Source organism: Pseudomonas sp. Y24-6 (assembly GCF_020295325.1).
In the GTDB taxonomy this organism is placed as follows: domain Bacteria; phylum Pseudomonadota; class Gammaproteobacteria; order Pseudomonadales; family Pseudomonadaceae; genus Aquipseudomonas; species Aquipseudomonas gregormendelii.
In genome coordinates, this window is the sequence record NZ_JACBXG010000019.1 from 61,074 (window position 1) to 85,565 (window position 24,492).

At 59.2% G+C, this 24,492-nt stretch carries 20 protein-coding genes; 13 read left to right on the top strand and 7 right to left on the bottom strand.

The features are described 5' to 3' along the window. Positions 1–19: 19 nt before the first annotated feature. The 6 genes from HYI44_RS26830 to yaaA all read right to left on the bottom strand — a co-directional run bounded on the left by HYI44_RS26830 (position 20) and on the right by yaaA (position 8,897). Positions 20–1,507 carry an alginate export family protein gene (locus HYI44_RS26830; protein ID WP_122837580.1) on the bottom strand — a complete coding sequence of 496 codons (1,488 nt, stop codon included), beginning with the start codon at positions 1,505–1,507 and terminating at the stop codon, positions 20–22. Next, on the bottom strand, positions 1,504–3,009 hold the full coding sequence (gene algK, locus HYI44_RS26835; RefSeq protein ID WP_225570954.1) for an alginate biosynthesis TPR repeat lipoprotein AlgK: 1,506 nt from the start codon (positions 3,007–3,009) through the stop codon (positions 1,504–1,506). The genes HYI44_RS26830 and algK overlap by 4 nt, the downstream gene beginning before the upstream one ends. A 15-nt stretch (positions 3,010–3,024) precedes the next feature. Next, on the bottom strand, positions 3,025–4,194 hold the full coding sequence (locus HYI44_RS26840) for an alginate biosynthesis protein Alg44 (RefSeq protein ID WP_225570955.1): 1,170 nt from the start codon (positions 4,192–4,194) through the stop codon (positions 3,025–3,027). A gap of 36 nt (positions 4,195–4,230) precedes the next feature. Further along, positions 4,231–5,712 (bottom strand): mannuronan synthase, encoded by a 1,482-nt coding sequence (gene alg8 / locus HYI44_RS26845; RefSeq protein WP_412548515.1) that lies wholly within the window; start codon positions 5,710–5,712, stop codon positions 4,231–4,233. Positions 5,713–6,000: 288 nt separating this feature from the next. Beyond that, positions 6,001–7,317, bottom strand: coding sequence for a nucleotide sugar dehydrogenase (locus HYI44_RS26850; RefSeq protein WP_225570956.1), 1,317 nt, complete (start codon positions 7,315–7,317; stop codon positions 6,001–6,003). 800 nt (positions 7,318–8,117) lie between these two features. Then, positions 8,118–8,897, bottom strand: coding sequence for a peroxide stress protein YaaA (gene yaaA / locus HYI44_RS26855; RefSeq protein WP_122837584.1), 780 nt, complete (start codon positions 8,895–8,897; stop codon positions 8,118–8,120). 317 nt (positions 8,898–9,214) lie between these two features. Between yaaA and HYI44_RS26860 the strand changes: the two genes are divergently transcribed. The 13 genes from HYI44_RS26860 to HYI44_RS26920 all read left to right on the top strand — a co-directional run bounded on the left by HYI44_RS26860 (position 9,215) and on the right by HYI44_RS26920 (position 23,013). Continuing rightward, positions 9,215–10,339, top strand: a complete 1,125-nt coding sequence (locus tag HYI44_RS26860; protein ID WP_225570957.1) for a polysaccharide deacetylase family protein — start codon at positions 9,215–9,217, stop codon at positions 10,337–10,339. Between the two features lie 337 nt (positions 10,340–10,676). Further along, positions 10,677–12,071 (top strand): PhoH family protein, encoded by a 1,395-nt coding sequence (locus HYI44_RS26865; RefSeq protein WP_122837586.1) that lies wholly within the window; start codon positions 10,677–10,679, stop codon positions 12,069–12,071. A gap of 271 nt (positions 12,072–12,342) precedes the next feature. After that, a complete protein-coding gene (moaC, locus tag HYI44_RS26870) occupies positions 12,343–12,816 on the top strand; it encodes a cyclic pyranopterin monophosphate synthase MoaC (RefSeq protein WP_045062721.1) in 474 nt (157 codons plus the stop codon). Next, positions 12,813–13,055 (top strand): MoaD/ThiS family protein, encoded by a 243-nt coding sequence (locus HYI44_RS26875; protein ID WP_225570958.1) that lies wholly within the window; start codon positions 12,813–12,815, stop codon positions 13,053–13,055. The genes moaC and HYI44_RS26875 overlap by 4 nt, the downstream gene beginning before the upstream one ends. A gap of 3 nt (positions 13,056–13,058) precedes the next feature. Then, positions 13,059–13,511, top strand: coding sequence for a molybdopterin synthase catalytic subunit MoaE (moaE, locus tag HYI44_RS26880; protein WP_122837588.1), 453 nt, complete (start codon positions 13,059–13,061; stop codon positions 13,509–13,511). A 295-nt stretch (positions 13,512–13,806) separates the two neighbouring features. Beyond that, complete coding sequence (locus HYI44_RS26885; protein WP_045062714.1) at positions 13,807–14,583, top strand: ABC transporter substrate-binding protein; 777 nt, start codon at positions 13,807–13,809, stop codon at positions 14,581–14,583. Between the two features lie 547 nt (positions 14,584–15,130). Continuing rightward, entirely contained in the window at positions 15,131–15,640 is a 510-nt protein-coding gene (locus tag HYI44_RS26890; protein ID WP_122837589.1) for a disulfide bond formation protein B, read from the top strand. A gap of 825 nt (positions 15,641–16,465) precedes the next feature. Then, positions 16,466–17,410: a ubiquinol oxidase subunit II gene (gene cyoA, locus HYI44_RS26895; protein ID WP_122837590.1), complete on the top strand. Its 945-nt coding sequence runs from the start codon at positions 16,466–16,468 to the stop codon at positions 17,408–17,410. 3 nt (positions 17,411–17,413) lie between these two features. After that, on the top strand, positions 17,414–19,444 hold the full coding sequence (gene cyoB, locus HYI44_RS26900) for a cytochrome o ubiquinol oxidase subunit I (protein ID WP_122837591.1): 2,031 nt from the start codon (positions 17,414–17,416) through the stop codon (positions 19,442–19,444). Between the two features lie 3 nt (positions 19,445–19,447). Beyond that, positions 19,448–20,074 (top strand): cytochrome o ubiquinol oxidase subunit III, encoded by a 627-nt coding sequence (locus HYI44_RS26905; RefSeq protein WP_045062707.1) that lies wholly within the window; start codon positions 19,448–19,450, stop codon positions 20,072–20,074. Beyond that, positions 20,075–20,410, top strand: a complete 336-nt coding sequence (gene cyoD / locus HYI44_RS26910) for a cytochrome o ubiquinol oxidase subunit IV (RefSeq protein ID WP_028623533.1) — start codon at positions 20,075–20,077, stop codon at positions 20,408–20,410. An 11-nt stretch (positions 20,411–20,421) separates the two neighbouring features. Continuing rightward, complete coding sequence (gene cyoE / locus HYI44_RS26915) at positions 20,422–21,309, top strand: heme o synthase (protein WP_045062703.1); 888 nt, start codon at positions 20,422–20,424, stop codon at positions 21,307–21,309. 555 nt (positions 21,310–21,864) lie between these two features. Further along, positions 21,865–23,013, top strand: coding sequence for a hypothetical protein (locus HYI44_RS26920; protein ID WP_225570959.1), 1,149 nt, complete (start codon positions 21,865–21,867; stop codon positions 23,011–23,013). Between the two features lie 32 nt (positions 23,014–23,045). Here HYI44_RS26920 and HYI44_RS26925 read toward each other — a convergent pair whose 3' ends face one another. Then, the gene (locus tag HYI44_RS26925) at positions 23,046–24,464 is read right to left on the bottom strand and encodes a PLP-dependent aminotransferase family protein (RefSeq protein WP_225570960.1); all 1,419 of its coding nucleotides are present in this window, start codon (positions 24,462–24,464) and stop codon (positions 23,046–23,048) included. Positions 24,465–24,492: the final 28 nt, after the last annotated feature.

A 24,492-nucleotide genomic window follows, 5' to 3' on the forward strand; every position in this document is an offset into this window, starting at 1 on the left:
ACTCCCTTCGCAGTTGGCATCAGAAGCGCCAGATCACGTCGATGAACGCACGGTGCATGTACGAGTCGACGTCCTTGCCATACGCATCACCCGGCTTGAACACGCCGCCACGAAAACGCACGAGGGCCGAAGGCTCGTCGATGGACTGGCTCAGGGACGCTGGCAGCAAGCCTTGCTTGAAGTACTTGGTGACCACCAGGTCCATCTCTTGTCCGAGGTCCTTGTTGCCGTCTTCCAGTGGCAGGGAAGTACTGGAGAGCACCGCACCGGTGACGTCGTCGGTGTCGTTCTGTACGGCATTGATGCCGTTGCTGCCGACCGGCTTGTTGCCGTCGACGCGCCAGAACTTGTGGTAGATCAGGCTGGCGTCGTATTCGTCGTTGAGCATCCACGAACCGAACAAGGTGGCGGTCTGCATGTTGTTCATTTCGCCGCGGAACGCTTCGCCGAAACGGTGCACGCGCGAACGGGTGCCGGTGTAGTTCGAGCGGTTGCTTTCCAGGCCGTTCTGTTCGTAATCGGCGCTGGCGCGGGCGTAGGCGGCACCGACTTGCCATTGCTGATCGAGGCGCAGGCGCACGCCGATGTCGGTGGCCCAGCCGTTGAGGTCTTCACCACGCTTGGCTTCGGCGGGGCGTGTGCCGTCGGCATTCAGCGCGTTGACCGTGTCGGTGTCGCCGCTCATGCCGGTGATGCTGCCCCAGTAATTGAGGGTATTGGTGTTGCGGTAGTTGTAGGCGTCGCTGTCGGCGGTGAGGCCCAGCCAGCTGATGTCGCCGTTTTGCTTCTTGTCCAGCGAATCGCCCGCTACACCCGGTTCCGGGTAGTCGAGCTTGCCGTCGTCGTGGGTGTGGTGACCGCGAACGCCGACCCAGTTGCCCGGTGTCCACTGATAGGCCGCGTCGGCATAGGCATGCAGGCGATCCTTGTCCTTGGGCGCGAGTTCCTTGAGGTCGGTGCGGTATTCGCTGAAGCGTTCGGCAACGCCGACGTTGGCGCGCAACAAGGTGGTATCGAAGGTCCAGTTCAGCGCTTCGATGTTGGTGTCGCGCCATTGACCGTCATCGTTGCGCAGGCGCTGGCGCCCCAGCTTCAACTGCTCGCCCGGGTAAGGCGTGAGGCCGCTGTAGCCGACCCAGAACTCGCGCATGGCCAGGTAGTTCTTCTTGGTCTTGCGATCACTGTTGTCGGTGGTCTGGGAGCCGTCGCTGTCGGACTGCTGCAGGGTGTCGGTTTCGATGATGTCGGTGGACGTCACCGCCTGACCCATGGCGTAGGCGCTCCACGCGCCGCTTTCGCCGTAGATCCAGGGGCGCAGGTCCAGGCCCACACCGCTGACGTCGCCGCCGCTGGCGGTACCCAGGTCACGGTCGTCCTCGGACTGGCCGGTGATTTTCACGTCCAGGCCGTAGTTCTGGGTTTCAGTCAGTGCCGCCAGGGTCGGGCACGACCACAGCAAGGCGAACGTCAGGCCAATGCCGGCCTGCACAAAGGGATTCAACTTCATAGGGATTCCTCGCCGTCTTCTTCTTGCAGGGCGTGCAGTTGCAGCGTGTTCTGGCTCAAGGCACCACGAACGGCCTGTTCCTGTTTCAACAGGCGTTGGGCCTCGGCGAGCTGGGCAGGCGGCAGTTGGGCTTCGAGTGTTTGCGCAAGCTCGGTGGCTTGAGGGGTGTCTTGGACCTTGGCCAGCTGGCTGAAGACATAGGCATTGAGCGGGTTAGGCTTGGTGCCCTTGCCTTGGGAGAACAGCTGGGCGATGGCGAAGTCGGCGCTGTTCTGGCCATTGCGCGCAGCGGTCAGCAGGTGGTCCAGGGCCTTTTGCGAATAGACTTTGCCCAGGTAGCCACGGCGATAAATCTGGCCGAGGTAGTAATCGGCGGCGACTTCGCGGCCGACGGCTTTCTGGAAGTGTTCTTCGGCTGCCTTGGCGTCGGCCGGCACCATCTTGCCTTCGTAGTAGAGCTTGCCCAGCAACAGTTCGGCGCGCGGCTGATCGGCGGCGCGGCCGTTGTCCAGGTACTTCATCATCGTGTCGACGTCGCCCAGTTCCGGGAAGTCGTAGAGCAGCTGCGCCAGGCTGACCCAGGAAGCGGGGTAGCCGGGGGCGATGCCTTCGAGCAGCGACTGGGCGGTTTTCTCGTCGGTGGTCCCAAGGGTTGCATCGCCGAGGACGCGGGCGACGCTGTCGACTCGCTGGGCGGAAACGGTGCCGCGGGCATGGGCGGCTTGCATCTGCTTGATCAGCTCGGCCTGTTGCTCGGGCTTGGCCTGTTTCTGATAGACCGTGGCCAGCTCGACGTAGCAGATGTCGGTGGTATTGAGCGCGGCTTTGCAGATGGTCTCGACTTCGTCCAGGTGCTGGTCGTAAGTGCCTTGGGTGCGATACAGCAGCACCTGGGCCAGACCGGCTTCAGGCTTGCCTTCGGCGCGCCATTGGCTGATCTGCTGTTGCGCGTTGACGTCCGGGAAGCTGTGGGGGTATTGCAGGTACAGCATGGCCAGTGGAATCAGGGTATTGCCCTGGCCATTGGCCGAGGCTTTCTTCAACAGGCCTTCGGCTTCATGCTGTTCGGCTTCGGTGGAACCGGGCTTGGCCACCAGCAGGCGGCCCAGGCGCGCCTGGGCCCGCGGCGAGACATCAACGGCCGCGCGATAAGTCGCCTCGGCCTGCCGGATCTGCGCCGGGTCACGGCTGTCGACCTGGATATCGGCGAGGCCTACCTGGGCTTCGCTGTAGCCGAGGTCGGCCAGTTGCTTGTAATTCTGCTGGGCCAGGGCGGTGTCGCCGCGCTTGAGGGCTTCGTTGGCCAGGCGCTGGTCGGGCAGGCCGGCGCAGCCGGCGAGGCTGACTGCCAATGCCAGTGAGCACACCAGATGACCCCTGTGGGAGCTGGCTTGCCAGCGATTCAGGCCGCTCGGTGTTTCAGGAATACCAGGGTGATCCAATCGCTGGCAAGCCAGCTCCCACAGGGATTTCGGTGTTCTCAGAAGACTGATGATCGTCACGGGCATGTCCTCCGGTTACAGACCAGCAGCCATGGCTTTGTCGATCAGCCAGTTCAGGTTGGGGCCACGGTCGCTGTTCACTTCAACCGGGCGACCGGCGAACTTGCTGTCCAGCGGCTCGTCCGGCTGGATCAGGACCCGGATGTCGGAGGACAGGTCGGCGCTTTTCAGGCTGGAGCTGCTGACGATCTTGCCGGTGCGAGTCTTGTCTTCGCCGGCGATCTGGAAGCTGACCTGGGTACCCGGGCGCACGTCGCTGAACTGGCGATACGAAAAGCGCGCTTCGACGTTGGCTTCGCTGTTGCGCGGCACCAGCTGGAAGATCACGTCGCCCTTGCTGGCGTACTGACCGTCGGCAACCAGTTGCTGCGACACGGTGCAGTCGCACGGCGAGGTCAGGGTGCCGGTCATTTGCTTGCCGAACAGCTCTTCAACCTTGGCCGGCTGCAGCTGGTCTTCTTCCAGATGGCCCTTGAGCACATCGAGCATGCTGGTGCTGAAAGTCGCCAGCGGGGCACCTTTGGCGGCGATGCCGTCGGCCTTGACCAGGCTCTGAACGGTGCCGTCGCGGGGCATGGTGATGTTCATGCCCGGCACGCTGACCAGACCCGCCTGGGCGTGGCTGACGAAGTACATGCCGTACACCGACTTGAAGATGAAACCGAACGCCGTGAGGCCGACGAGGAAAATCGCCAGGCTGAACGTCACCGCACGCAAACGCCCGAACGGGGTCATGCCGTGGCCGCCGTCCTTCATTTTGCGCGCCTTGGTGAAGTTGTCGCGCTGCAGGGTCGCCAGTACTTCACCCATGCTGACGATGTCGCCGGACAGGTGCGAAGTGATCAGGTGACGCAGAGTCGAGATGTCCTGCGGTTCCAGGTTCTGGAACTGGCAACCGGCGCGACCGGTCTGGCGATCGAACGAGCGCACTTGCAGTTCCACGTCCATGGCCAGGCCGAGGTTGTCGATCACGAATTGCAGGCGAGCCTTGTGCACGTCGCCGATCTTCAGCGGCAGCTGGCCGGCGTTGAAGGCCAGGCCGCCGGCGGAAAGGTCGATGACCCGGGCTTCGACCGGGGTCCGGTCGGGACCGAAGAAACGCAGCTTGGCCGGGATTTTCACGCGGGCGTGTTGGCGCTGGGCTTCAGATTCGTGCACTACGTTGGCGTTGACGGCGGTATTCATATAGGCGATTTCCTGGTTAATTCAATAAGGGGGCGGTCAGACCATCATCAGCAGCACGGCGACAAAAATGCTGCCGGCGGAGAAGGTCATGGTCCGAGACGACCAGGTGTTGAACCAACGTTGAAAGCTGGCGAGATCACGGGTCAGTTTGGTGTCCTGGCGGGTCCAGGATTGTTGGTCGAGGCGGAAGAACACGTAGATCTTCACCAGCGCGCCGACGATCTGGTTGTAATAGAGGATCGCCGGGTAGGCCGGACCGATCTTGTGACCCGAGCACGACAGCAGCAGGGTCAGGATCAGGCGGGTGATGCCGATCCACAGCAGGTAGACCAGGATGAACGCGGTGCCGTACTTGAAGCTGGCGATGATGGCCACGGTCAGGCCCAGCAGCGAGGTCCACATCGATACGCGTTGATCAAACAGCACCACCGAAGTGAACAGGCCGAGGCGCTTGACCCCCAGGCCCAGGGCGCGAGCGTTCTGGCGCAAGTTGTTGCCGTACCAGCGGAACATCAGTTTGCGGCTGGCCTTGATGAAGCTCTTTTCCGGCGGGTGTTCCACGGTGTGGATCGCCGCGTCCGGCACGTAAAACGTGTCGTAGCCCAGGCGCATCAGGCTGAACCAGCTCGACTTGTCGTCACCGGTGAGGAACTTGAAGCGGCCCAGGCGCCAGTGTTGCAGCGAGTCGCTTTCCACGTCGGCGATGAAGTCCGGGTCGGTCACCACGGTGGCGCGGAATACGGACATCCGGCCGGTCATGGTCAGGACGCGCTTGGACAGGGCCATCGAGCACATGTTGATGTGGCGCTGGGCGAAGCGCAGTTTGTGCCACTCGCTCATGATGTAGCCGCCGCGCACTTCGCAGAACTCGTTGGTGGTCAGGCCGCCGACGTTGCCAAACAGCTGGAACCACGGCACGGTCTTGAGCACCACGCCCTCGGCGAGGACGGTGTCGCCATCGACCACGGCGACAACCGCACGGTCGTCCGGCATGTGCCGGGAGATCGCACGGAAACCGTAGGCCAGGCCATCACGTTTGCCGGTACCGGGAATGCGCACGAAGTCGAGCTTGACCCGCTCGGGCGGGTTCATCCGCAACCAGAGGCTTTTGACCAGCAGCTCATCGGACATTTCCACGATGGAGCAGACCACGGTGGTCGGCAGGCCGCAGTCGATGGCCTCGCGAATCACCGAGCTGTAGACCTGGGCGGTGGTCAGCGCGTCGATTCGGAAACTGGTGACCATCAGGAAGACGTGGGACGGGTCCGCCGCCTTGCCCAGCTTGCGCACTTTGCGGCGCAGGTGCGGGTAGACCACGTACAGAAACAGCATGCCGCGCAGGAAGTGCGTGGCACCCATCGAGTAGCGCCAGATACCGACGATACCGATCAGGAAGATGAAGTCCTTCGACTCGGAGTCGAACGTGGACACAGGCAGCGCCATGGCGATGCCCATCAAAATAGTGAGGTAAAACAGCCAGCCGGCGGCCTGAAGTAGGCCGTGCTTTAGCCTGTGCATAATCTGCATCCGTCTCGATCTCGGGCGAGCCTGTGGGGTGGCCCGATGGGGTTAAGGCAGGCTTACAAAAAACTTGCAAGGTTACGGGTGACACCGATCTTTTCGGGTTCACTCGAAACCCGGGTGAACCTGTGTAGGCGCTGGCGAAGGCTGCGATCTTTGATCTTGATCTTTCAGGGTTCGCTCAGAACTCAAGTGACCCTGAAAAGATCGCAGCCTCGTTTCACTCGTCAGCTCCTACCGCGGGTTCGCACAGTTGTTGCGCGGCGCCGAAGAGATGCCTTGCGGTTACCAGCAGATGCCTTCGGTGCGATCTTTGACGCTGGTGGCCTGGGACATGAAGCCAACCAGGTCGACCACTTGCTTGCCGTGCGGAGCGTTCTGCGCCAGGGCGCGGAATTTCTCGTCACGGTTGCCGAGGATGATCACGTCGGAGTTGTTGATCACATCGTCGAAGTCGGAGTTGAGCAGGGACGAGACGTGAGGGATCTTCGACTCGATGTAGTCCTTGTTCGCACCGTGGACACGGGCGTACTCGACGTTGCTGTCGTAGATGCTCAGGTCGTAACCCTTGCCGATCAGCATTTCAGCCAGGTCGACCAGCGGGCTTTCGCGCAGGTCGTCGGTGCCGGCTTTGAAGCTCAGGCCCAGCAGGGCGACTTTGCGTTTGTCGTGGCTGGAAACGATGTCGAAGGCGTTCTGTACCTGCGACACGTTGCTGCGCATCAGCGAGTTCAGCAGCGGCGCTTCCACGTCCAGGGAACCGGCGCGGAAGGTCAGGGCGCGCACGTCCTTGGGCAGGCAGGAACCGCCGAAGGCGAAGCCAGGGCGCATGTAGTACTGGGACAGGTTCAGTGTCTTGTCCTGGCAGACCACTTCCATCACTTCACGACCATCGACACCGACGGCCTTGGCAATGTTGCCGATCTCGTTGGAGAAGGTCACCTTGGTGGCGTGCCAGACGTTGCAGGTGTACTTGATCATCTCGGCAACGGCGATGTCCTTGCGGATGATCGGCGCGTCGAGCTCTTCGTACAGCGATTGCAGGACGTCGCCCGAGGCTTTGTCGAATTCGCCGATGACCGTCATTGGCGGCAGGTCGTAGTCGGCGATCGCGGTGCTTTCACGCAGGAACTCAGGGTTCACTGCAACGCCGAAGTCGACGCCGGCTTTCTTGCCGGAGCAGTCCTCGAGGATCGGGATGACAACGTTCGCGACAGTGCCCGGCAGTACGGTGCTGCGAACCACGATGGTGTGGCGGGTGGTCTTGTCACGCAGGACAAAACCGATCTCGCGGCACACAGCCTCGATGTAGTTCAGTTCCAGGTCGCCGTTTTTCTTGCTCGGCGTGCCGACGCAGATCATCGACAGGTCGGTGTCGCGAATCGCTTCGGCGAAGTTGGTCGTGCCGCGCAGTTTGCCGGTATCGATGCCCTTGCGCAGTAGTTCGCCCAGACCCGGTTCAACGATCGGCGATTTGCCGGCGTTGATCATATCGATCTTGTCTTTGGCAACATCGACGCCAACCACGTCGTGGCCCCGTGCAGACAGGCAACCGGCACAGACAGCGCCCACGTAACCCAAACCAAATATGCTGATGCGCATCGCAAATTACCTCAGTGTTTTATCAAGCCATTACATGGCCGGAGTTAATGGTGTTCAGCGGTCAAAGTGCACTCGGAAGTACGGCATACAAGCGCCGCAGTGCCGCGTACAGGCATATAAGTTCCGAGTGTCTAAATAAGTGCACTCAAGGTGTGCGTAACTAGGCTTTATTGTTATGGCTTGCCCTGTCATGCAGCGGATCCTCGGTTCAGAGGACCTTCGTGCAAAGGTCTTGCGCGCTCGATGCCAGGCGAAAGGCCCGTAGATCAAGCGGTTGGGTGCTCAGGTGAGCACGTTTATAGGGGCGCAGCCTTGGCCTGTCAGGGGATAGCAGTGTGGCTTATCTCCAGTCCTTTCAGTGTTGCCCAAATGAGCGATTAGTTAGCGCTAGTTCATGTGACAACTTCGCTGCATGAATCCCTTATCTGCGTAAGTTATCTCGTACAACCTCACGGATAATCGTTACCGGTGGTATGAGCGACGCATTTGGACATAGTTCCTGTCCACCCATCGCGAAATCTGAAATTTCTTGAAATATTGAGAAAGATGGCACTGCTCTCATATTGATAGCACTTGCCGTCTCGCCCTTTATATATAGGCGTATAATTGCCGGGGATAGTTTTGTGCCACTACAGAGAAAAATTTTCGGTGCCACTACTGAAAAAAAACGTCGACGTCGAGTGAAACAAAAGTTACGGGAGGGTGCGCTGTATTTTTGACGCCAGAATGTCGTCGATTCGAAGGGGGATTGTCAGACGATCAAACGTCGGCGCACGGAGATCGTGCGCCGAGCCGGTGCATCACTCGGGAGCGTGATCGCGAAGGAATACCAGGTTGTCCGGTTTAGACTGCTCGGCACTGAACCGATAGCCCTGGACGTCGAACTGCTTGAGCGCCTGCGGATCGTTGATGCGTTCTTCAATGACGAAGCGGCTCATCATTCCGCGGGCTTTTTTCGCGTAAAAACTGATGATCTTGTACTGGCCGTTTTTCAGGTCCTTGAACTCGGTATTGATGATGCGTGCGTTCAAGGCGCTGCGTTTGACGGCCGAAAAATACTCGTTGGAGGCCAGGTTCAGCAGCACATCATCGCCCTGGTCGGCCAAGGCTTCGTTCAACCATTCGCTGATGCGCGTGCCCCAGAAGGCATACAGGTCCTTGCCACGGGCGTTGGCCAGTTTGGTGCCCATCTCCAGCCGGTACGGTTGCATCAGGTCCAGGGGGCGGAGCAGGCCGTATAGGCCCGAGAGCATGCGCAAGTGTTCCTGGGCGTAATCGAAATCGGCTTCGCTGAAGGTTTGCGCGTTCAGCCCGGTGTAGACATCACCCTTGAAGGCCAGCAAGGCCTGTTTGGCGTTTTCCGGGGTGAATGCAGGCGTCCAGCTGCCAAAACGCGCGGCATTGAGGCCGCCGATCTTGTCGGAGACGTGCATCAGCTCACTGATCTGCGCGGGCGTGAGGTCGCGCAATTGCTGGATCAGTTCCTGGGAATGGTCGAGGTACTGCGGCTGGGTGAAGCGCTGGGTGGCCGGCGGTGTTTCGTAGTCGAGGGTCTTGGCGGGGGAAATCACCATCAGCATGAAGTCTTCTCCTTTAATCGTGGGGGCGATTCTAGGGGGTTGTCTGCGTTGACTCCAGCTATGGGTGTGATAGGTGATCGGTGGTGTCATGGAAAAAGATCGCAGCCTCGTTTCACTTGGCAGCTCCTATGGATCGGGTTCACCGGCACTGGGGTGCGGCATCCGGGGCAAGATCGCAGCCTCGTTTCACTTGGCAGCTCCTATGGATCGGGTTCACCGGGGGATTGGGTGTGCTCCTGTAGGAGCTGCCGAAGGCTGCGATCTTTTGATCTTCCCGATATATAGTGCCGCGCGGGTTTTGTTATGGAGACATCCCATTGCGTATCGTATTTCTGGCCCTCGCCTGCCTCTTAAGCCTCGGCGCCACAGCGGCACCCGGCGAGGTGGCGACGCTCGAGCGTAGCACCTGGCCCGAACAGCTCGGCAACCCGACCCTGTTCGACGTCGCGTCGCGCGCCGAGATCCTCATGTTCGCGCGGGTGCTGCTGGCCAGTGAGTCCATGGACGATGCCAGCCTGACCCAACGCCTGGGCCTGCGCACGATCAATTCGGACGCCGTCCATCAGCTGCGCGAGCGCCTGTGGCAGCGCCTGCTGACCAACTACAACTTCGCCCAGCAAAGCTGCGATCAGGACGCCTCGTTCTGCTTTCTGGTAGAGGACATGGCGACGCTGCGCGAACAGGCCGCCAAGTTTCAGGTCAGCGATGACAGCTACTACATCAAATGGGCCGAACCGAGTCGCCTGTTCCACGCTCAGTACCTCGACGAACTGTTGCGCAAGGCTGCGCTGTTCCCGCAAACCACCAGCGAAGTCGATCGTTTTGGCGACTATGAGCGCAACGGCGAAAGCATGCACGACCGGTTGTTTCTGCTGACCTTCGACAGCGCCGCCAATGCTGTCCCGGACAATACCGCCTGGGTGACCGAGTACCTGCGCAAGGCGAACATCAGCGGCACGTTCTTCGTGCTGGGCAAGGACATTCAGGCGCGACTCGCCGAGCGTTCAGTGTCCAGCCTGCAAGCGACTTACTCGCAACAGTGCATCGGCGTGCAGGGTTGGGAATTTCGCTCCCACAGCCACTGGCAGGACTGGCAGGACTCGGTAAGGCGCAGCGCCGACCTGGTCAAAAGCAAGCTGCCGGAAAACTACGTGCCGCTGTTTCGCCCGCCGGACGGCCAGCGTCGCGCGGACGCGGCGGCCTTCTTCAAGGCGCAGGGCCTGCAGGTGGCGCTGTGGGACATCGACGCCCAGGACGGCGCGGGCAAGCTCAAGGCCAATCAGGCCGCACAACGGGTGCTGACGCTGATGCTGCTGTGGCGCCACGGGGTGATCAATTTCAATGTGAAACAGGATGCAGTGAAAACCGCGCTGCCCTGGCTGATCACGCAAACGGCGGCCAGCGGGATCGGTTGGGACGACTGTCAGGACGGTTTTCGCTGAACAGGACAAAAGCCCGTAAACATTGGGCGAGGGGCGAAATCTTGAGAGATTTCGATGCAGGCGGACTTCCGACTTTAACGGCACATTGCCTGCACGCCAAGGGCTTTTCGTCACTCTGAAAAATAAACTTCAAAAAAGCGTCAAAGTACTTTTTCCTGTCACCTGTTTTGGAGTATTACGAAGACAGACCGCCGAAACCTGCAACACAGGTGGCGTCTCCCAAGACCCAATTGTGTGTGCAGTTCACTTGATCCCTCGCAGGTGAATTCGGTGGCTACTTCGAGGCGCAGCACTGTCATGGTATTGCGTCGATTGGCTCCCACAAAGGTGACCGAGTATGGATGATCACGGACGTAGTTCTTCCTCCAACCAGCCTATCCTTTATGTACTCGATACCAACGTATTGATTCACGATCCAAACGCACTGCTCAACTTCGAAGAACACCACGTCGCCATCCCAATGACCGTGCTTGAGGAGCTGGACAAGCTCAAGAGCGGGCATCACAGCGTGGCCGCGGAATGTCGCCAGGCGATTCGCCTGATCGACAAGACACTGGGTGAAGCCAGCCCTGAAGACGTCGAACTGGGAGTACCGATCCAGCGGGGCAAAAGTGGGCCTAAGGGTCTGCTGTCAATTCTGATGAGCAAGCGGGCTGAGCCAAACATCATCCTGCCTGAACACCTGAACGACAACATCATCATCAACCAGCTGATCGACCTGCATGCGCGCGAGCCCAATCTGCCGGTGGTGCTGGTCACCAAAGACATCAACATGCGCCTCAAGGCGCGAGCCTGCGGGATCGCATCCGAGGACTACAGCACTGACCAACTGGTCGACGATGTTTCGCTGCTGCCCAACGGTTACCACAACATGACCGGCTCCTTCTGGGATCTGGTGAAAAATGTCGAAACCCGCCAGGACCATGGCCGCACGTGGCATCAGGTGCGGATGATCGACAACCTGCCTGCGGTCCACATCAACGAGTTCATCATCGACGAGCAGGGCTTTGTAGGCTGGATCAAGGAGATCGACGAAGACAAGCTGCTGATTCTCGACCTGCATCAGGAACCCCTGTTGCATCAGGAAGCCTGGGGACTGAAACCGCGCGACATCTACCAGAGCCTGGCCCTGTATGCCTTGCTCGATCCGGACATCCACCTGGTCAACCTGTCCGGCGCCGCTGGTTCCGGCAAGACCATTCTGGCGTTGGCCGCTGCGATCGAGCAGACCATGGTCAGTAAACGCTATCGCCGCATCATCGCCACCCGCAGTGTGCAGGGCCTGGACCAGGAGATCGGTTTCCTGCCTGGCACCGAAGCGGAAAAAATGGAACCGTGGCTCGGCGCAATCACCGACAACCTCGAAGCCTTGCACATGGATGACGAAAACACCCATGGCAGCGTCGACTACATCCTCAGCAAAGTGCCGTTGCAGTTCAAATCCCTCAACTACATCCGGGGTCGCAGCTTCCAGCAGAGCCTGATTCTGATTGACGAATGCCAGAACCTCACGCCGCATCAGATGAAGACCATCATCACCCGTGCCGGCGCCGGTTCCAAAGTGGTGTGCCTGGGCAACCTGGCACAGATCGACACCCCTTACCTTTCCGCGACCAGCTCCGGGCTGACGTACCTGACCGAACGCTTCAAAGACTTCCCCAATGGCGTGCATATCACCCTGCAAGGGGTGCCCCGTTCGATTCTGGCTGAATACGCAGAGACGCATTTGTAACCCCTCACCCAAACCGGGCGGCCCCAAGCCGCCCGTTTTTTTGCCCATATTTCGCGCCTGCCGCCCCGTAGGAGCTGCCGAAGGCTGCGATCTTTTGATCTTGGTAGGAGCTGCCGAAGGCTGCGATCTTTTGATCTTGATTTTCAGTTTGAAGATCAAAAGATCGCAGCCTGCGGCAGCTCCTACGGTGTTTGGCGGCAGCCTTGCAATCTTGCGTGCGAAAAATTGACTCGCAGGTTTACAATCGCCACTCCTGATCAGGAGTAACCCCGTGCTGACTCATCTCGATTCCCAAGGTCGCGCCAACATGGTCGACGTCACTGAAAAAGCCGTGACCTTCCGTGAAGCGACCGCCCAGGCGCTGGTGCGCATGCTGCCCGAAACCCTGCAGATGATCGTCAGCGGCGGTCACCCCAAGGGTGATGTGTTTGCCGTGGCACGCATTGCCGGTATTCAGGCAGCGAAGAAAACCAGCGATCTGATTCCGCTGTGCCATCCGCTGATGCTCACCGGCGTCAAGGTGGAGCTCAGTGCAGAAGGCGACGACGCCGTGCGCATCGTCGCGCGCTGCAAGTTGTCCGGGCAGACCGGTGTCGAGATGGAGGCCCTGACGGCAGCCAGCGTCGCGGCACTGACGATCTATGACATGTGCAAGGCGGTTGACCGTGGCATGACCATCGAAAGCGTTCGGCTGCTGGAAAAAGTCGGCGGCAAGAGCGGGCATTTCCAGGCGGAGCCGACATGAACATCACCGTGAAGTTTTTTGCCCGTTATCGTGAGGCGATGGGGGGCGATTCTCTGCAGGTCTCAGGGGATTTCGCCACTGTCGATGACGTGCGTGAATGTGTCGCCCGGCGCGACGGCGCCGTTGTGCTGACAGAGCAGAACCTGATGTGCGCCCGCAACGAAGACCTCTGCCAGCTCGATGAGCCGGTGGTCGATGGCGATGAAGTGGCGTTCTTTCCGACCGTGACCGGAGGCTGAGCCATGGCCATTCGCGTGCAGTGCGCGGCGTTCGATCCGGGTGCTGAAGTCAATGAAATGCAGGCTGCCAACGTGGGCGTGGGCGCAGTGGTGAGCTTTGTCGGCTACGTGCGCGACTTCAATGACGGGCTCGACGTGTCCGGGATGTTTCTTGAACACTACCCGGGCATGACCGAAAAGGCCTTGGGCAAGATTGCCCTGGAGGCTGAACAGCGCTGGCCGCTGCTCAAGCTGGAAGTGCTGCACCGTATCGGCGCGCTGGAACCGGGGGAGCCGATCGTCTTCGTCGGGGCCGCCAGTGCGCATCGCCAGGCGGCGTTCGACGCCTGCGCCTTTGTCATGGACTACCTCAAGACCCGTGCACCGTTCTGGAAGAAGGAAAACACCAGCGACGGGCCGCGGTGGGTGGAAGGGCGGGACAGTGATCATGCGGCGGCGGATCGCTGGAAGCGATAGATCCTCGTCGTCCTCAGATACGCCTTCGCGGGCAAGCCCGCTCCCACAGGTCTTGTGTTGTTCCCATAATGTGTGAGCCACATCCGTCCATGTGGGAGCAGGCTTGCCCGCCAAGAGGCCATCAGCTTCACCATTGAATTCAGCTTGGTACTCCTCCCGACCACTGGCCAATCCCCCAATTGACGATCAGTACACAAAAGTCCAGTATGGAATTATAAGTACAAAAAAGGCCGTCCCCAGTTCCAGCTTTTTCTTCTGTCTTGCCAAACCAACAACAACCCGCGAGAGAACGAATATGAAGCAATTCCCCCTCATCACCGGTCTGGCCCTGAGCCTGTTGGCGTGCAGCTCTGTGTTCGCCGCCGAGAAAACCCTGCGCATCGGCATTGAAGCCGCCTACCCGCCGTTTGCCTCCAAGACCGACAAGGGCGAGATCGTCGGTTTCGACTACGACATCGGCAATGCCCTCTGCGCGCAGATGAAGGCCAAGTGCGTGTGGGTCGAAGGTGAGTTCGATGGCCTGATTCCTTCGCTGAAAGTGAAGAAAATCGACATGGCCCTGTCGTCGATGACCATCAACGAAGATCGCAAGAAGTCGGTGGATTTCACCCACAAGTACTACTTCACCTCATCGCGGCTGGTGATGAAGGATGGCGCAGTCGTGGATGATCAGTACGCCAGCCTCAAAGGCAAGAACGTCGGCGTGCAGCGCGCCACTACCACTGACCGTTACGCCACCGAGGTGTTTGAACCCAAGGGCGTCAACGTCAAGCGTTACAGCAACAACGAAGAGATCTACATGGACCTGGCAGCCGGTCGCCTCGATGCGATCTTTGCCGACACCATCCCGCTCAGTGACTTCCTCTCGATGCCTCGCGGCAAGGGTTATGCGTTCGTCGGGCCTGAACTCAAGGACCCGAAATACGTAGGCGAGGGCGCCGGGATTGCCGTGCGCAAGGGCAACACCGAACTGGTCAGCGAGCTCAACAGCGCCATCGACGGCATTCGCGCCAATGGCGAATACCTGAAGATTTCCGAGAAGTACTTCAAGTCGGACATTTACGGCGACTGAGCAAAAGCATCGCCAGCAGGCTGGCTCCCACAGTTTTGAATGCATTCCAGAGCGGGACAGCAGTCCGAGGCTCCCACAGAGCGTATTTCGCTGTGGGAGCCAGCAGGTTGGCTCTCACAGTTCTGAATGCATCCCAGAGCGGAACAGCGGTCCGAGGCTCCCACAGTTGAGCGCATTTCGCTGTGGGAGCCAGCAGGTTGGCTCTCACAGTTCTGAATGCATCCCAGAGCGGGACAGCGGTCCGAGGCTCTCACAGTTGAGCGCATTTTGATGTGGGAGCCAGCAGGTTGGCTCTCACAGTTCTGAATGCATCCCAGAGCGGGACAGCAGTCCGAGGCTCTCACAGTTGAGCGCATTTCAATGTGGGAGCCAGCCTGCTGGCGATTCGGTCGCAAGCACATGCACATCTGTGTCAGTAGCCCACGTTAATCCCTTCTTAACCGCCCTGTCGTTTATTCCCCGACATCTATTCCATGCGCCCCGGGGCTCTCCAAGCCAGGGGCCAGCGTGTAGACTTCCGGTCAATCGAATTCAGAAGGGAAACGCAATGAGCGAGGAAACGATGCGGTTGGGCCGTGAGCGGCGCTACCTGGTATTGCTGGGCATCATCTGCCTGGCGCTGATCGGCGGCGCGCTGTACATGCAAATCGTCCTGGGCGAGGCGCCTTGCCCGCTGTGCATCCTGCAACGTTACGCATTGCTGCTGGTCGCGGTGTTTGCCTTCATTGGCGCGGCAATGAGCACCCGGCGCAGTATTACCATCCTTGAAACCCTGGTAGTGATCTGCGCGCTGGCCGGTGTGGCAGTGGCCGGGCATCACGTCTACACCCAGTTCTACCCGGCGGTCAGCTGCGGTATCGACGTACTGCAGCCGATTGTCGACGGGCTGCCGCTGGCGAAGGTCTTCCCGCTGGGGTTCCAGGTCGACGGCTTCTGTTCCACCCCGTATCCACCGATCCTCGGGCTGTCCCTGGCCCAGTGGGCGCTGGTGGCTTTCGTGCTGATCGTGGTACTGGTGCCGTTGCTGACGGTGCGTAACCGCAGGGCGCTGCGCTAACCCGCTGCTGTTCCCAGGATTACCGAGACGCCCCGGCCTTCGTTGAGCAGGCCGGGGCATTTTTTTGTGGGTAAAAAGCCTGTTTCGGCCCTGAAGTAAAAAGAGCGTGATGTGCGACAGTCGAGGGTGCGACAGGTGTGCGACATGTTGTCACAGCGCAAGTGTCGCAGGGCGTTTCAAAGTGGCTGATTGGCGCAGTTCTGCGCGACGAAATTGGCCCTGGTTTCAGGTGCGCGCCGTACAACCGAAAAACCTCGAACAGGCAGTTTTAACAGGCCCTGGCGATTTGCCGGAGCCCTTGTCATATAGGGGCTACGGCGGGGTAGGCCGAGGCTGAAAAGCCTTAGACACTGTCTAAACTGCGCCCGGTAGACCTACTATTTTTGGTGTTTTTGTTGAGAATTATTTTCGATACCATGGCGCACTTTTGCGAAAACCGTGAATGATTGTTGCCGGAACGGATAAAAATTATTTCGGGATAAGACATGGTTTATAAAACGTTACATATCTACAATCGCCACCACTGAATTCCCGGCACTGCTCACCCCAGAGCAGAACAGGGCGTCGAGAAGCTCCAGAGCTTCGTGCGACTCCCCAGGTGTCGGTGCCTTCCAATTATCCGCACCAAATGGAATTGGTCTGTAACAAGGCCTTTGACCACGAATTCGAATAAGAACTCACCGCTGGCCCAGGATTTGTCGAATAGCGTCTGACGCGCGACGGGCAGCCCTTATTCAATCCAAGAAAAATGCCAACCCTTGGCAGGGTGAAGTGTTGGCGATCAAAACCCAACTGCATTGCGCAAGCTGCTTTAGAGGTCGTGAGATGAGTAAAAACAGGTACCCCAGACTACTAGGCTTATTGCCGCTGATCGGCACGTTGTTGCTGTCAGGCTGCAACATGACCTTGCTCAATCCAACGGGCCAGGTGGGCCTGGAGCAGCGAAACCTGATCATCACCGCAACGTTGCTGATGCTGTTGGTCGTGGTCCCGGTCATCGTCATGACCTTCCTGTTCGCCTGGAAATACCGCGCGACCAACACTGACGCCGTGTACACGCCCAAGTGGTCGCACTCCACCAAGATCGAAATCGCGGTGTGGGCTGTTCCAGTCCTGATCATCATTGCCCTGGGTTACGTCACCTACGTGTCGACCCACGAACTTGACCCGTACCGTCCGCTGGAATCCGACGTCAAGCCGATCACTATCGAAGTGGTCGCACTGGACTGGAAGTGGGTATTCATCTACCCGGAGCAGGGCATCGCAACGGTTAACAAGATCGTGTTCCCGACCAATACCCCGGTCAATTTCAAGGTCACGTCGGACTCGGTGATGAACTCGTTCTTCATTCCGGGCCTGGGCGGCCAGATCTACGCGATGGCCGGCATGCAGACCAAGCTGCACCTGATTGCCAACCGCGACGCTGAAATGGAAGGCATCTCTGCCAACTACAGCGGCGCAGGTTTCACCGGCATGAAATTCAAAGCGATCTCGACTTCTCAGGAAAATTTTGACGCCTGGGTAAGTGAAGTCAAAAAGGCACCTAAACAGCTGGAAAAAGCTGAATACGCAGCCCTTTCCAAGCCAAGCCAGAACAACCCAGTCGAGCTCTACTCTTCGGTCACGCCGAACCTGTTCCAGATCATCGTCGACAAGTACGAAGGCATGAAACCAGGTCCGAAAGTGAACCACGAGAAGAAAGAGAAGGAAGTGGCCGCAACGCAAGGAATGGACATGAACGCGCATTCAGCTGCCGGGGCAGAGGAGTAAACGATGTTTGGTAAATTAAGTTGGGAAGCGGTCCCGTTCCACGAACCGATCGTGATGATTACCATCGCCATGATCGCACTCGGTGGCCTGGCGCTGTTCGCTGCAATCACCTACTTCAAGAAGTGGACCTACTTGTGGACCGAGTGGTTGACCTCGGTTGACCACAAGAAGATCGGCGTGATGTACATCATCGTCGCCATGGTCATGCTGCTGCGCGGCTTTGCCGACGCCATCATGATGCGTACCCAGCTGGCCATGGCCACCGAGGGTTCGCCTGGCTACCTGCCGCCTGAACACTATGACCAGATCTTCACCGCCCACGGTGTGATCATGATCATCTTCATGGCGATGCCATTCTTCACCGGCCTGATGAACCTTGCAGTGCCGCTGCAGATCGGCGCGCGTGACGTTGCCTACCCGTTCCTGAACTCCTTGAGCTTCTGGCTGCTGGTATCGGGCGTCGTACTGATCAACCTGTCCCTGGGCGTCGGCGAATTCGCCAAGACCGGCTGGGTTGCCTATCCACCGCTGTCGGGCTTGCAATACAGTCCTGGCGTAGGGATGGACTACTACATCTGGGCGCTACAGCTATCCGGGTTAGGTACGACGCTAACGGGGGTCAACTTCCTGGCCACCGTGCTGAAAATGCGTACCCCTGGCATGAAACTGATGGACATGCCGATCTTCACCTGGACCTGCACCTGGGCCAACGTCCTGATCGTGGCTTCGTTCCCGATCCTGACCGCTACCCTGGCACTGCTGACGCTTGACCGCTACATGGATTTCCACATTTTCACCAATGAACTTGGTGGCAATCCGATGATGTACGTCAACCTGTTCTGGGCCTGGGGTCACCCCGAGGTTTACATCCTGATTCTGCCGGCGTTCGGGATCTTCTCCGAAGTCATTTCGACCTTCACCGGCAAGCGTCTGTTCGGCCACCACTCGATGGTCTACGCCTCTGGCGCGATCTCGATCCTGGGCTTCATGGTCTGGCTGCACCACTTCTTCACCATGGGTTCGGGTGCGAGCGTCAACGCCTTCTTCGGGCTGGCGACCATGCTGATTTCGATCCCGACGGGGGTGAAGCTATTCAACTGGCTGTTCACCATCTACCAGGGTCGTCTGCGTTTCACCAGCCAGGTTCTGTGGACCCTGGGCTTCATGGTGACCTTCGCCATTGGCGGCATGACCGGCGTACTGCTGGCCATTCCAGGTGCTGACTTCGTCCTGCACAACAGCCTGTTCGTGATCGCTCACTTCCACAACGTGATCATCGGCGGCGCGGTATTCGGCTACATCGCAGGCTTCGCGTTCTACTTCCCGAAAGCATTCGGCTTCAAGCTGCACGAAGGTTGGGGCAAGGCTGCATTCTGGTTCTGGATCACCGGCTTCTTCGTTGCCTTCATGCCGCTCTACGTACTGGGCTTCATGGGCATGACCCGTCGCCTGAACGCCACCACCAACCCTGAGTGGGTGCCGTACCTGTACGTCGCCATGTTCGGTGCGGTGATGATCGCTGTCGGCATTGCCTGCCAGCTGATCCAGCTGTACGTCAGTGTGCGTGACCGCAACAAGCCGGAAAACATGTGCGAACACGGTGACCCGTGGAATGCCCATACCCTGGAATGGTCGACCTCGTCGCCACCTCCGTTCTACAACTTCGCCGTGCTGCCGAAAGCGCAAACCATCGACCCGTTCACCGAAGCCAAGGAAAACGGCACCGCGTACCAGGCTCCGGCCAAGTACGAGCCGATCCACATGCCAAACAACACCGCTACCGGTGTGGTCATGGGTGCTCTGCTGACCGTGTTCGGTTTCGCGATGATCTGGCACATCTGGTGGCTGGCAATCGTGGGTCTGGTTGGCACCGTGGTGTATTTCACTATCCATGCCGCCCGTGACGATCAGGGCTACATGGTGCCGGTGGATGTCATCGAGCGCATCGAAGCCGAGCAGCACAAACGTCTGGTAGCGGCCGGGAAAATCCCAGCCAACGCCACCCGTGTTGAAACCTCGTTGGAACAGGCTTAAACCATGTCGAACTTAGTGACCAATGCTGGACACACCCATGTCGATGGACATGGGCACGATGACCATCACCACGACTCGGGCGAGATGACCGTATTCGGTTTCTGGCTCTACCTGATGACCGACTGCATCCTGTTTGCGTCGATCTTCGCGGTGTACGCGGTACTGGTTAACAACGTAGCCGGTGGCCCGTCGGGCGCCGACATTTTCGAGCTGCCGTACGTACTGGGCGAAACCGCCCTGCTGCTGTTCAGCTCGATCACCTACGGCTTCGCCATGCTGGCGTTGTTCAAGGGCAAGAAGACTCAGGTCCTGGGCTGGCTGGCCATGACCTTCCTGCTGGGCGCCGGCTTTATCGCCATGGAGATCAACGAGTTCCACCTGCTGATCTCCGAAGGCTACGGCCCTAGCCGTTCCGGTTTCCTGTCCGGGTTCTTCACCCTGGTCGGCACCCACGGTCTGCACGTGACCAGCGGTCTGATCTGGATGGCGATCATGATGTACCAGGTGCAGAAAAACGGCCTGACGGCGACCAACAAGACTCGTCTGAGCTGCCTGAGCCTGTTCTGGCACTTCCTGGACGTGGTGTGGATCTGCGTATTCACCGTTGTTTATCTGATGGGGACTATGTAAATGGCTAACGCTCATTCCCACGATAGCCACGACGCCGGCCACGGCAGCGTCAAGTCCTACGCTATCGGTTTCATTCTGTCGGTGATCCTGACCGTCATTCCATTCGGCCTGGTGATGTACCCGACTCTGCCGAAAGCCATGACCCTGTGGATCGTACTGATCTTCGCAGTCGTCCAGGTGCTGGTGCACCTGGTGTACTTCCTCCATCTGGACCGCTCGGCCGCCCAGCGTAACAACGTCATTGCGTTTGTTTTCGCCGCGATCGTTATTGTCCTGCTGGTTGGCCTGTCGCTGTGGATCATGTTCAGCATCCACACCAACATGATGGCGCACTGAGGTAAATCCGGATGTCCTTGAAGCACTTTATCCAAATCACCAAACCGGGGATCATTTTCGGTAACGTGCTTTCAGTGGCAGGCGGATTTTTCCTGGCCTCCAAAGGGCATGTCGATCTGGCCATCTTCCTGGCCGCCATGATCGGCACGTCCCTTGTCGTCGCTTCCGGTTGCGTGTTCAACAACTGCATTGACCGCGACATTGACGTGAAGATGGAGCGCACCAAGAACCGGGTGCTGGTGCAGGGCTTGATCTCCCTGAAACTGGCCCTGATCTACGCGACCGTCCTGGGTGTCGCCGGCGTTGCCTTGTTGTACAAGGTGGCCAACCCGCTCGCGGCGCTGTTCGCGGTGATCGGCTTTGTCATCTACGTCGGTTTCTACAGCCTGTACCTCAAGCGCAAGTCGGTTCACGGCACGCTGGTGGGCAGTCTGTCGGGGGCGATGCCGCCGGTGATCGGCTACGTGGCCGTCAGCAACAGCTTCGACATGGCAGCGCTGACGCTGCTGGTGATGTTCAGCCTGTGGCAGATGCCGCATTCCTACGCCATCGCGATCTTCCGCTTCAACGATTACCTGGCCGCATCGATTCCGGTGTTGCCAGTGAAGCGCGGCATCAAAGTGGCCAAGAAGCACATCCTGCTCTACATCCTGGCCTTCCTCGTGGCGACCTTGATGCTGACCTTCAGCGGCTACGCCGGCATGAGCTACCTCGCCGTCGCCGCGGCCATGGGCATGTACTGGTTGTACATGGCCTGGACCGGCTACAAGGCAGTGGATGACACGGTCTGGGCACGCAAGCTGTTCGTGTTCTCGATCTTCACCATTACCGCGTTGAGCGTGATGATGTCCCTGGACTTCAAAGTGCCGAGCGAGTTGTTGCTGACGTACGCGCCTTAAGCGTCGACTGCCGTAAAGAAAAACCCCGCCTTCGAGAGAAGCGCGGGGTTTTTTATGGGCGACAGTTCACGCGCTGCCACCAATGTTTACAACGCCGAACCCCTGTAGGAGCTGCCGTAGGCTGCGATCCTTTGATTTTGATCTTTGGCAGGAACAGACATTGCTGAAGATCAAAAGATCGCAGCCTGCGGCAGCTCCTACAGAGACCTTATGCTCGACGCTGATATTTTTGAGGATGAGCCTGTGGGTACTGCGTTAAACACTCTTAGCGATCCGCTGGCAGGGGAGCACGACGGTTTGATGACCTGTACCGGTATTTGATGCGTGTTACGAGAACTCAAAAAAGGTGCACGGTGGTGGCAGACGTTGACCGGCTATGGTGTTTTTCGCTCATGGCGCATGTTGATGAGTACGTAGGAAGTCTCTGAAGGAGTGTTCTGAAAATCTGCAAAGCAGTGTTCGCATGGTTGTGAGCGCTCAACTTCTGTCGTTAGATTTCCTTGTCGGGTGGTTTTTAAGAGCCCTGAAGTCAACTGTCGTTAGAGGGCTGTTAGCGTGAATGCATCAAAAAAATACCTGACCGATGCGGCGGTCCACCAGGCTCTGTTACTGGTCGATCTCACCGAAAAAAGCGCTCCCGAGCATGCCGTCCGACTATTGCTCAATAAAATCCTTCAACGACTGGCTGCAAGCGGCTGGCCCCAGGCTCAACTGCAGACAGGCCCACGCGTTGTGTCTGCCGAGGAAAACTACGGGTTGCTCGGCTATGACCCCGCTGAAATCACATTGGGCAGCGAACATACCCGTTGGGTCGATGAGCACTCTCTGTTGCGTACGCAAACCACCAGTCAGATTCCTTCTGCGCTGCAGCGTGCGGCTCGTAGTCGGCAGCCGGGGGAGACGATATTGCTGGCCGCGCCCGGTATCACCTTTCGCCGAGACAGTCGTGACCGCTGGCATTGCGCGGAGCCGCATCAGATGGATATCTGGGTCCTCGGTGATCCGCAGCTGTCGACGCACGAGCATTTGCTGCGCCTGGTCGGCGATATTCTGCAGGCCGCCGTGCCTGACAAAGCATGGGTCTACAGCGACAGCCCGCATCACTACACCGAAGGTGGAATCGAAGTGAATGTGATAAATGACGGCGCTCCCGTCGAGGTCCTGGAGTGCGGTCGTATTGCGCAATCGTTGTTGGAACGGTTGCAGATAGATCCATCGCGCCATGGTGGGTTGGCGCTCGGGATGGGGCTGGATCGCCTGACGATGCTGCACAAGGGCATTCCGGATATTCGCTTGCTGCGGGATCAGAATGAACGGGTGCAGGCGCAGATGCATGATTTGAATCCATGGCGTGCGGTTTCGCGTTTGCCGTCGATTGCTCGTGATATTTCGCTGGCGGTCACACCGGGGTTGAGCGAAGAAGTGTTGACCGAAAAAATGTTACTCGCGGCCGGTGACTGCGCCGAATGGATTGAGGAAATGCAGGTCAAGGGACGTTGGGGATTCGCTGACTTGCCTGTGCAGGCCATCGAGCGCCTCGGGCTGTTGCCGGGGCAGGAGAATGTACTGCTCCGGGTGGTGCTTCGAGATTGTTCGCGATCGATCACGACGGCTGAGGCAAATGCCTTGTACGCGGATATCCAGTGCGCGTTGCACGAGGGCGCACCCGGGGCGGGGTACAGGATGGACGTTTCGAAGGTTTGACGCCGAGTAGGCAAACCGAGGGCGGTGGTCGGCTATTTTTGTGGTTTATCCAGCAACCGGAAAAAGCGCTCGCGCACCTGGCTGCTGTCGCTGTGGGCGACGTTGAAGCGCAGGTGCTGGCCGGCGTCCGGGGCTTTGCTGAGCAGGGTGCCGGGGGCCAGGACCAAATCGATTTCCAGGCCTTTCCTGGCCAGGGTCTCGGCATGGTACCCATCAGGTAATCGGGTCCAGATGAACAACCCCTCATGGGGCAACGATGACACCGAGCAACCGGCTTCTTCCAGCCAGCGGGTCACCCGGTTGCTCGAGTCGTAGAGCCGGTCCACGGTGCGGCGGGTGTGTTTGGCGTAGCTGCCGTCGCTGAGCATGTTGCAGACGATCTGCTCGGCCAGCTCCGAGGTCATGCCGCCGGCGGCCATCTTGAGCCCGATCATGCGTGCGGCCAGTGGCGGCGCAAGCACCGCGTAGCTGACGCGACTGTTGGCGGTCAGGGTCTTGGAGAAGCCGGACACATAGCTGACGTTGTCCAGCCCGCCTGCCGCCAGGCGCGGGGTACCTCGTTGTTGCAGGTCGCAATACAAATCGTCTTCGACAATGTGGAAGCCGTAGCGGTGACTCAACTCCAGCAAGCGATAGACCTGCGCCGGCGAGAACGAGTGTCCGGTGGGGTTATGCAGACTGTTGTTGGTCATGTAGAGCACAGGCCGATGGGCAATGACTGTTCGCTCGAACGCTTCCAGGTCCATGCCCTCGACACCCCGGTGGACGGTGACGACCTTGGCACCGTGCAAGGCCAGGTTGGTGTGCATGGTGAAGTAGCACGGGTCGTCGAGCAGCACGGTGTCGCCGGGTTTGATCAGCAGGCGCATCAGCATATCGATGGCCTGCACGGTATTGGCGGTGGTGACGATCTGCTCCACCGGCACCTCGATGCCGATGGGTGTCAGCTTGACTCGCAAGGCTTCGCGCAACGGCGGATAACCGGCGGCCACGCCGTATTCACCCATGCGCAGGGAGGCGTCGCGCAGGGTCCCGCGCACGGCTTTGAGCAACTCATCGGCCGGTAGCCATGAGGAAGGCAGAAAACCTGCGCCGGGACGTAGTGCGCCGTTGTCCTGCAGCACAGCGCGGCGGACCACGCTGAGCGTGTCCTGAGGCAGCAGGTCGGGGCCGGCATCCAGTTTGGGCATGGCGCTGGAGCGGTGTACGAAATGCCCCGAGCCCTGGCGGGAAACCACCAGGCCCTTGGCACGCAGCCGATCCAGGGCGTCGACCACCGTGGACTTGCCCACATTCATCAGGTCCGAAAGCTCGCGAATGGGCGGCAGGCGGGAGCCGTGGGGCAGGCCGCCCTGGTTGATCGCCACCGACAGCTGATCGACGATCTGCTGCACCAGCGGTACGCCGGGCTGGAATTCGATGGCCGCGATGACTGCGCGTTGAACCTGCATTTTACTGGTCTCTCCGGCAGTAAAGTTC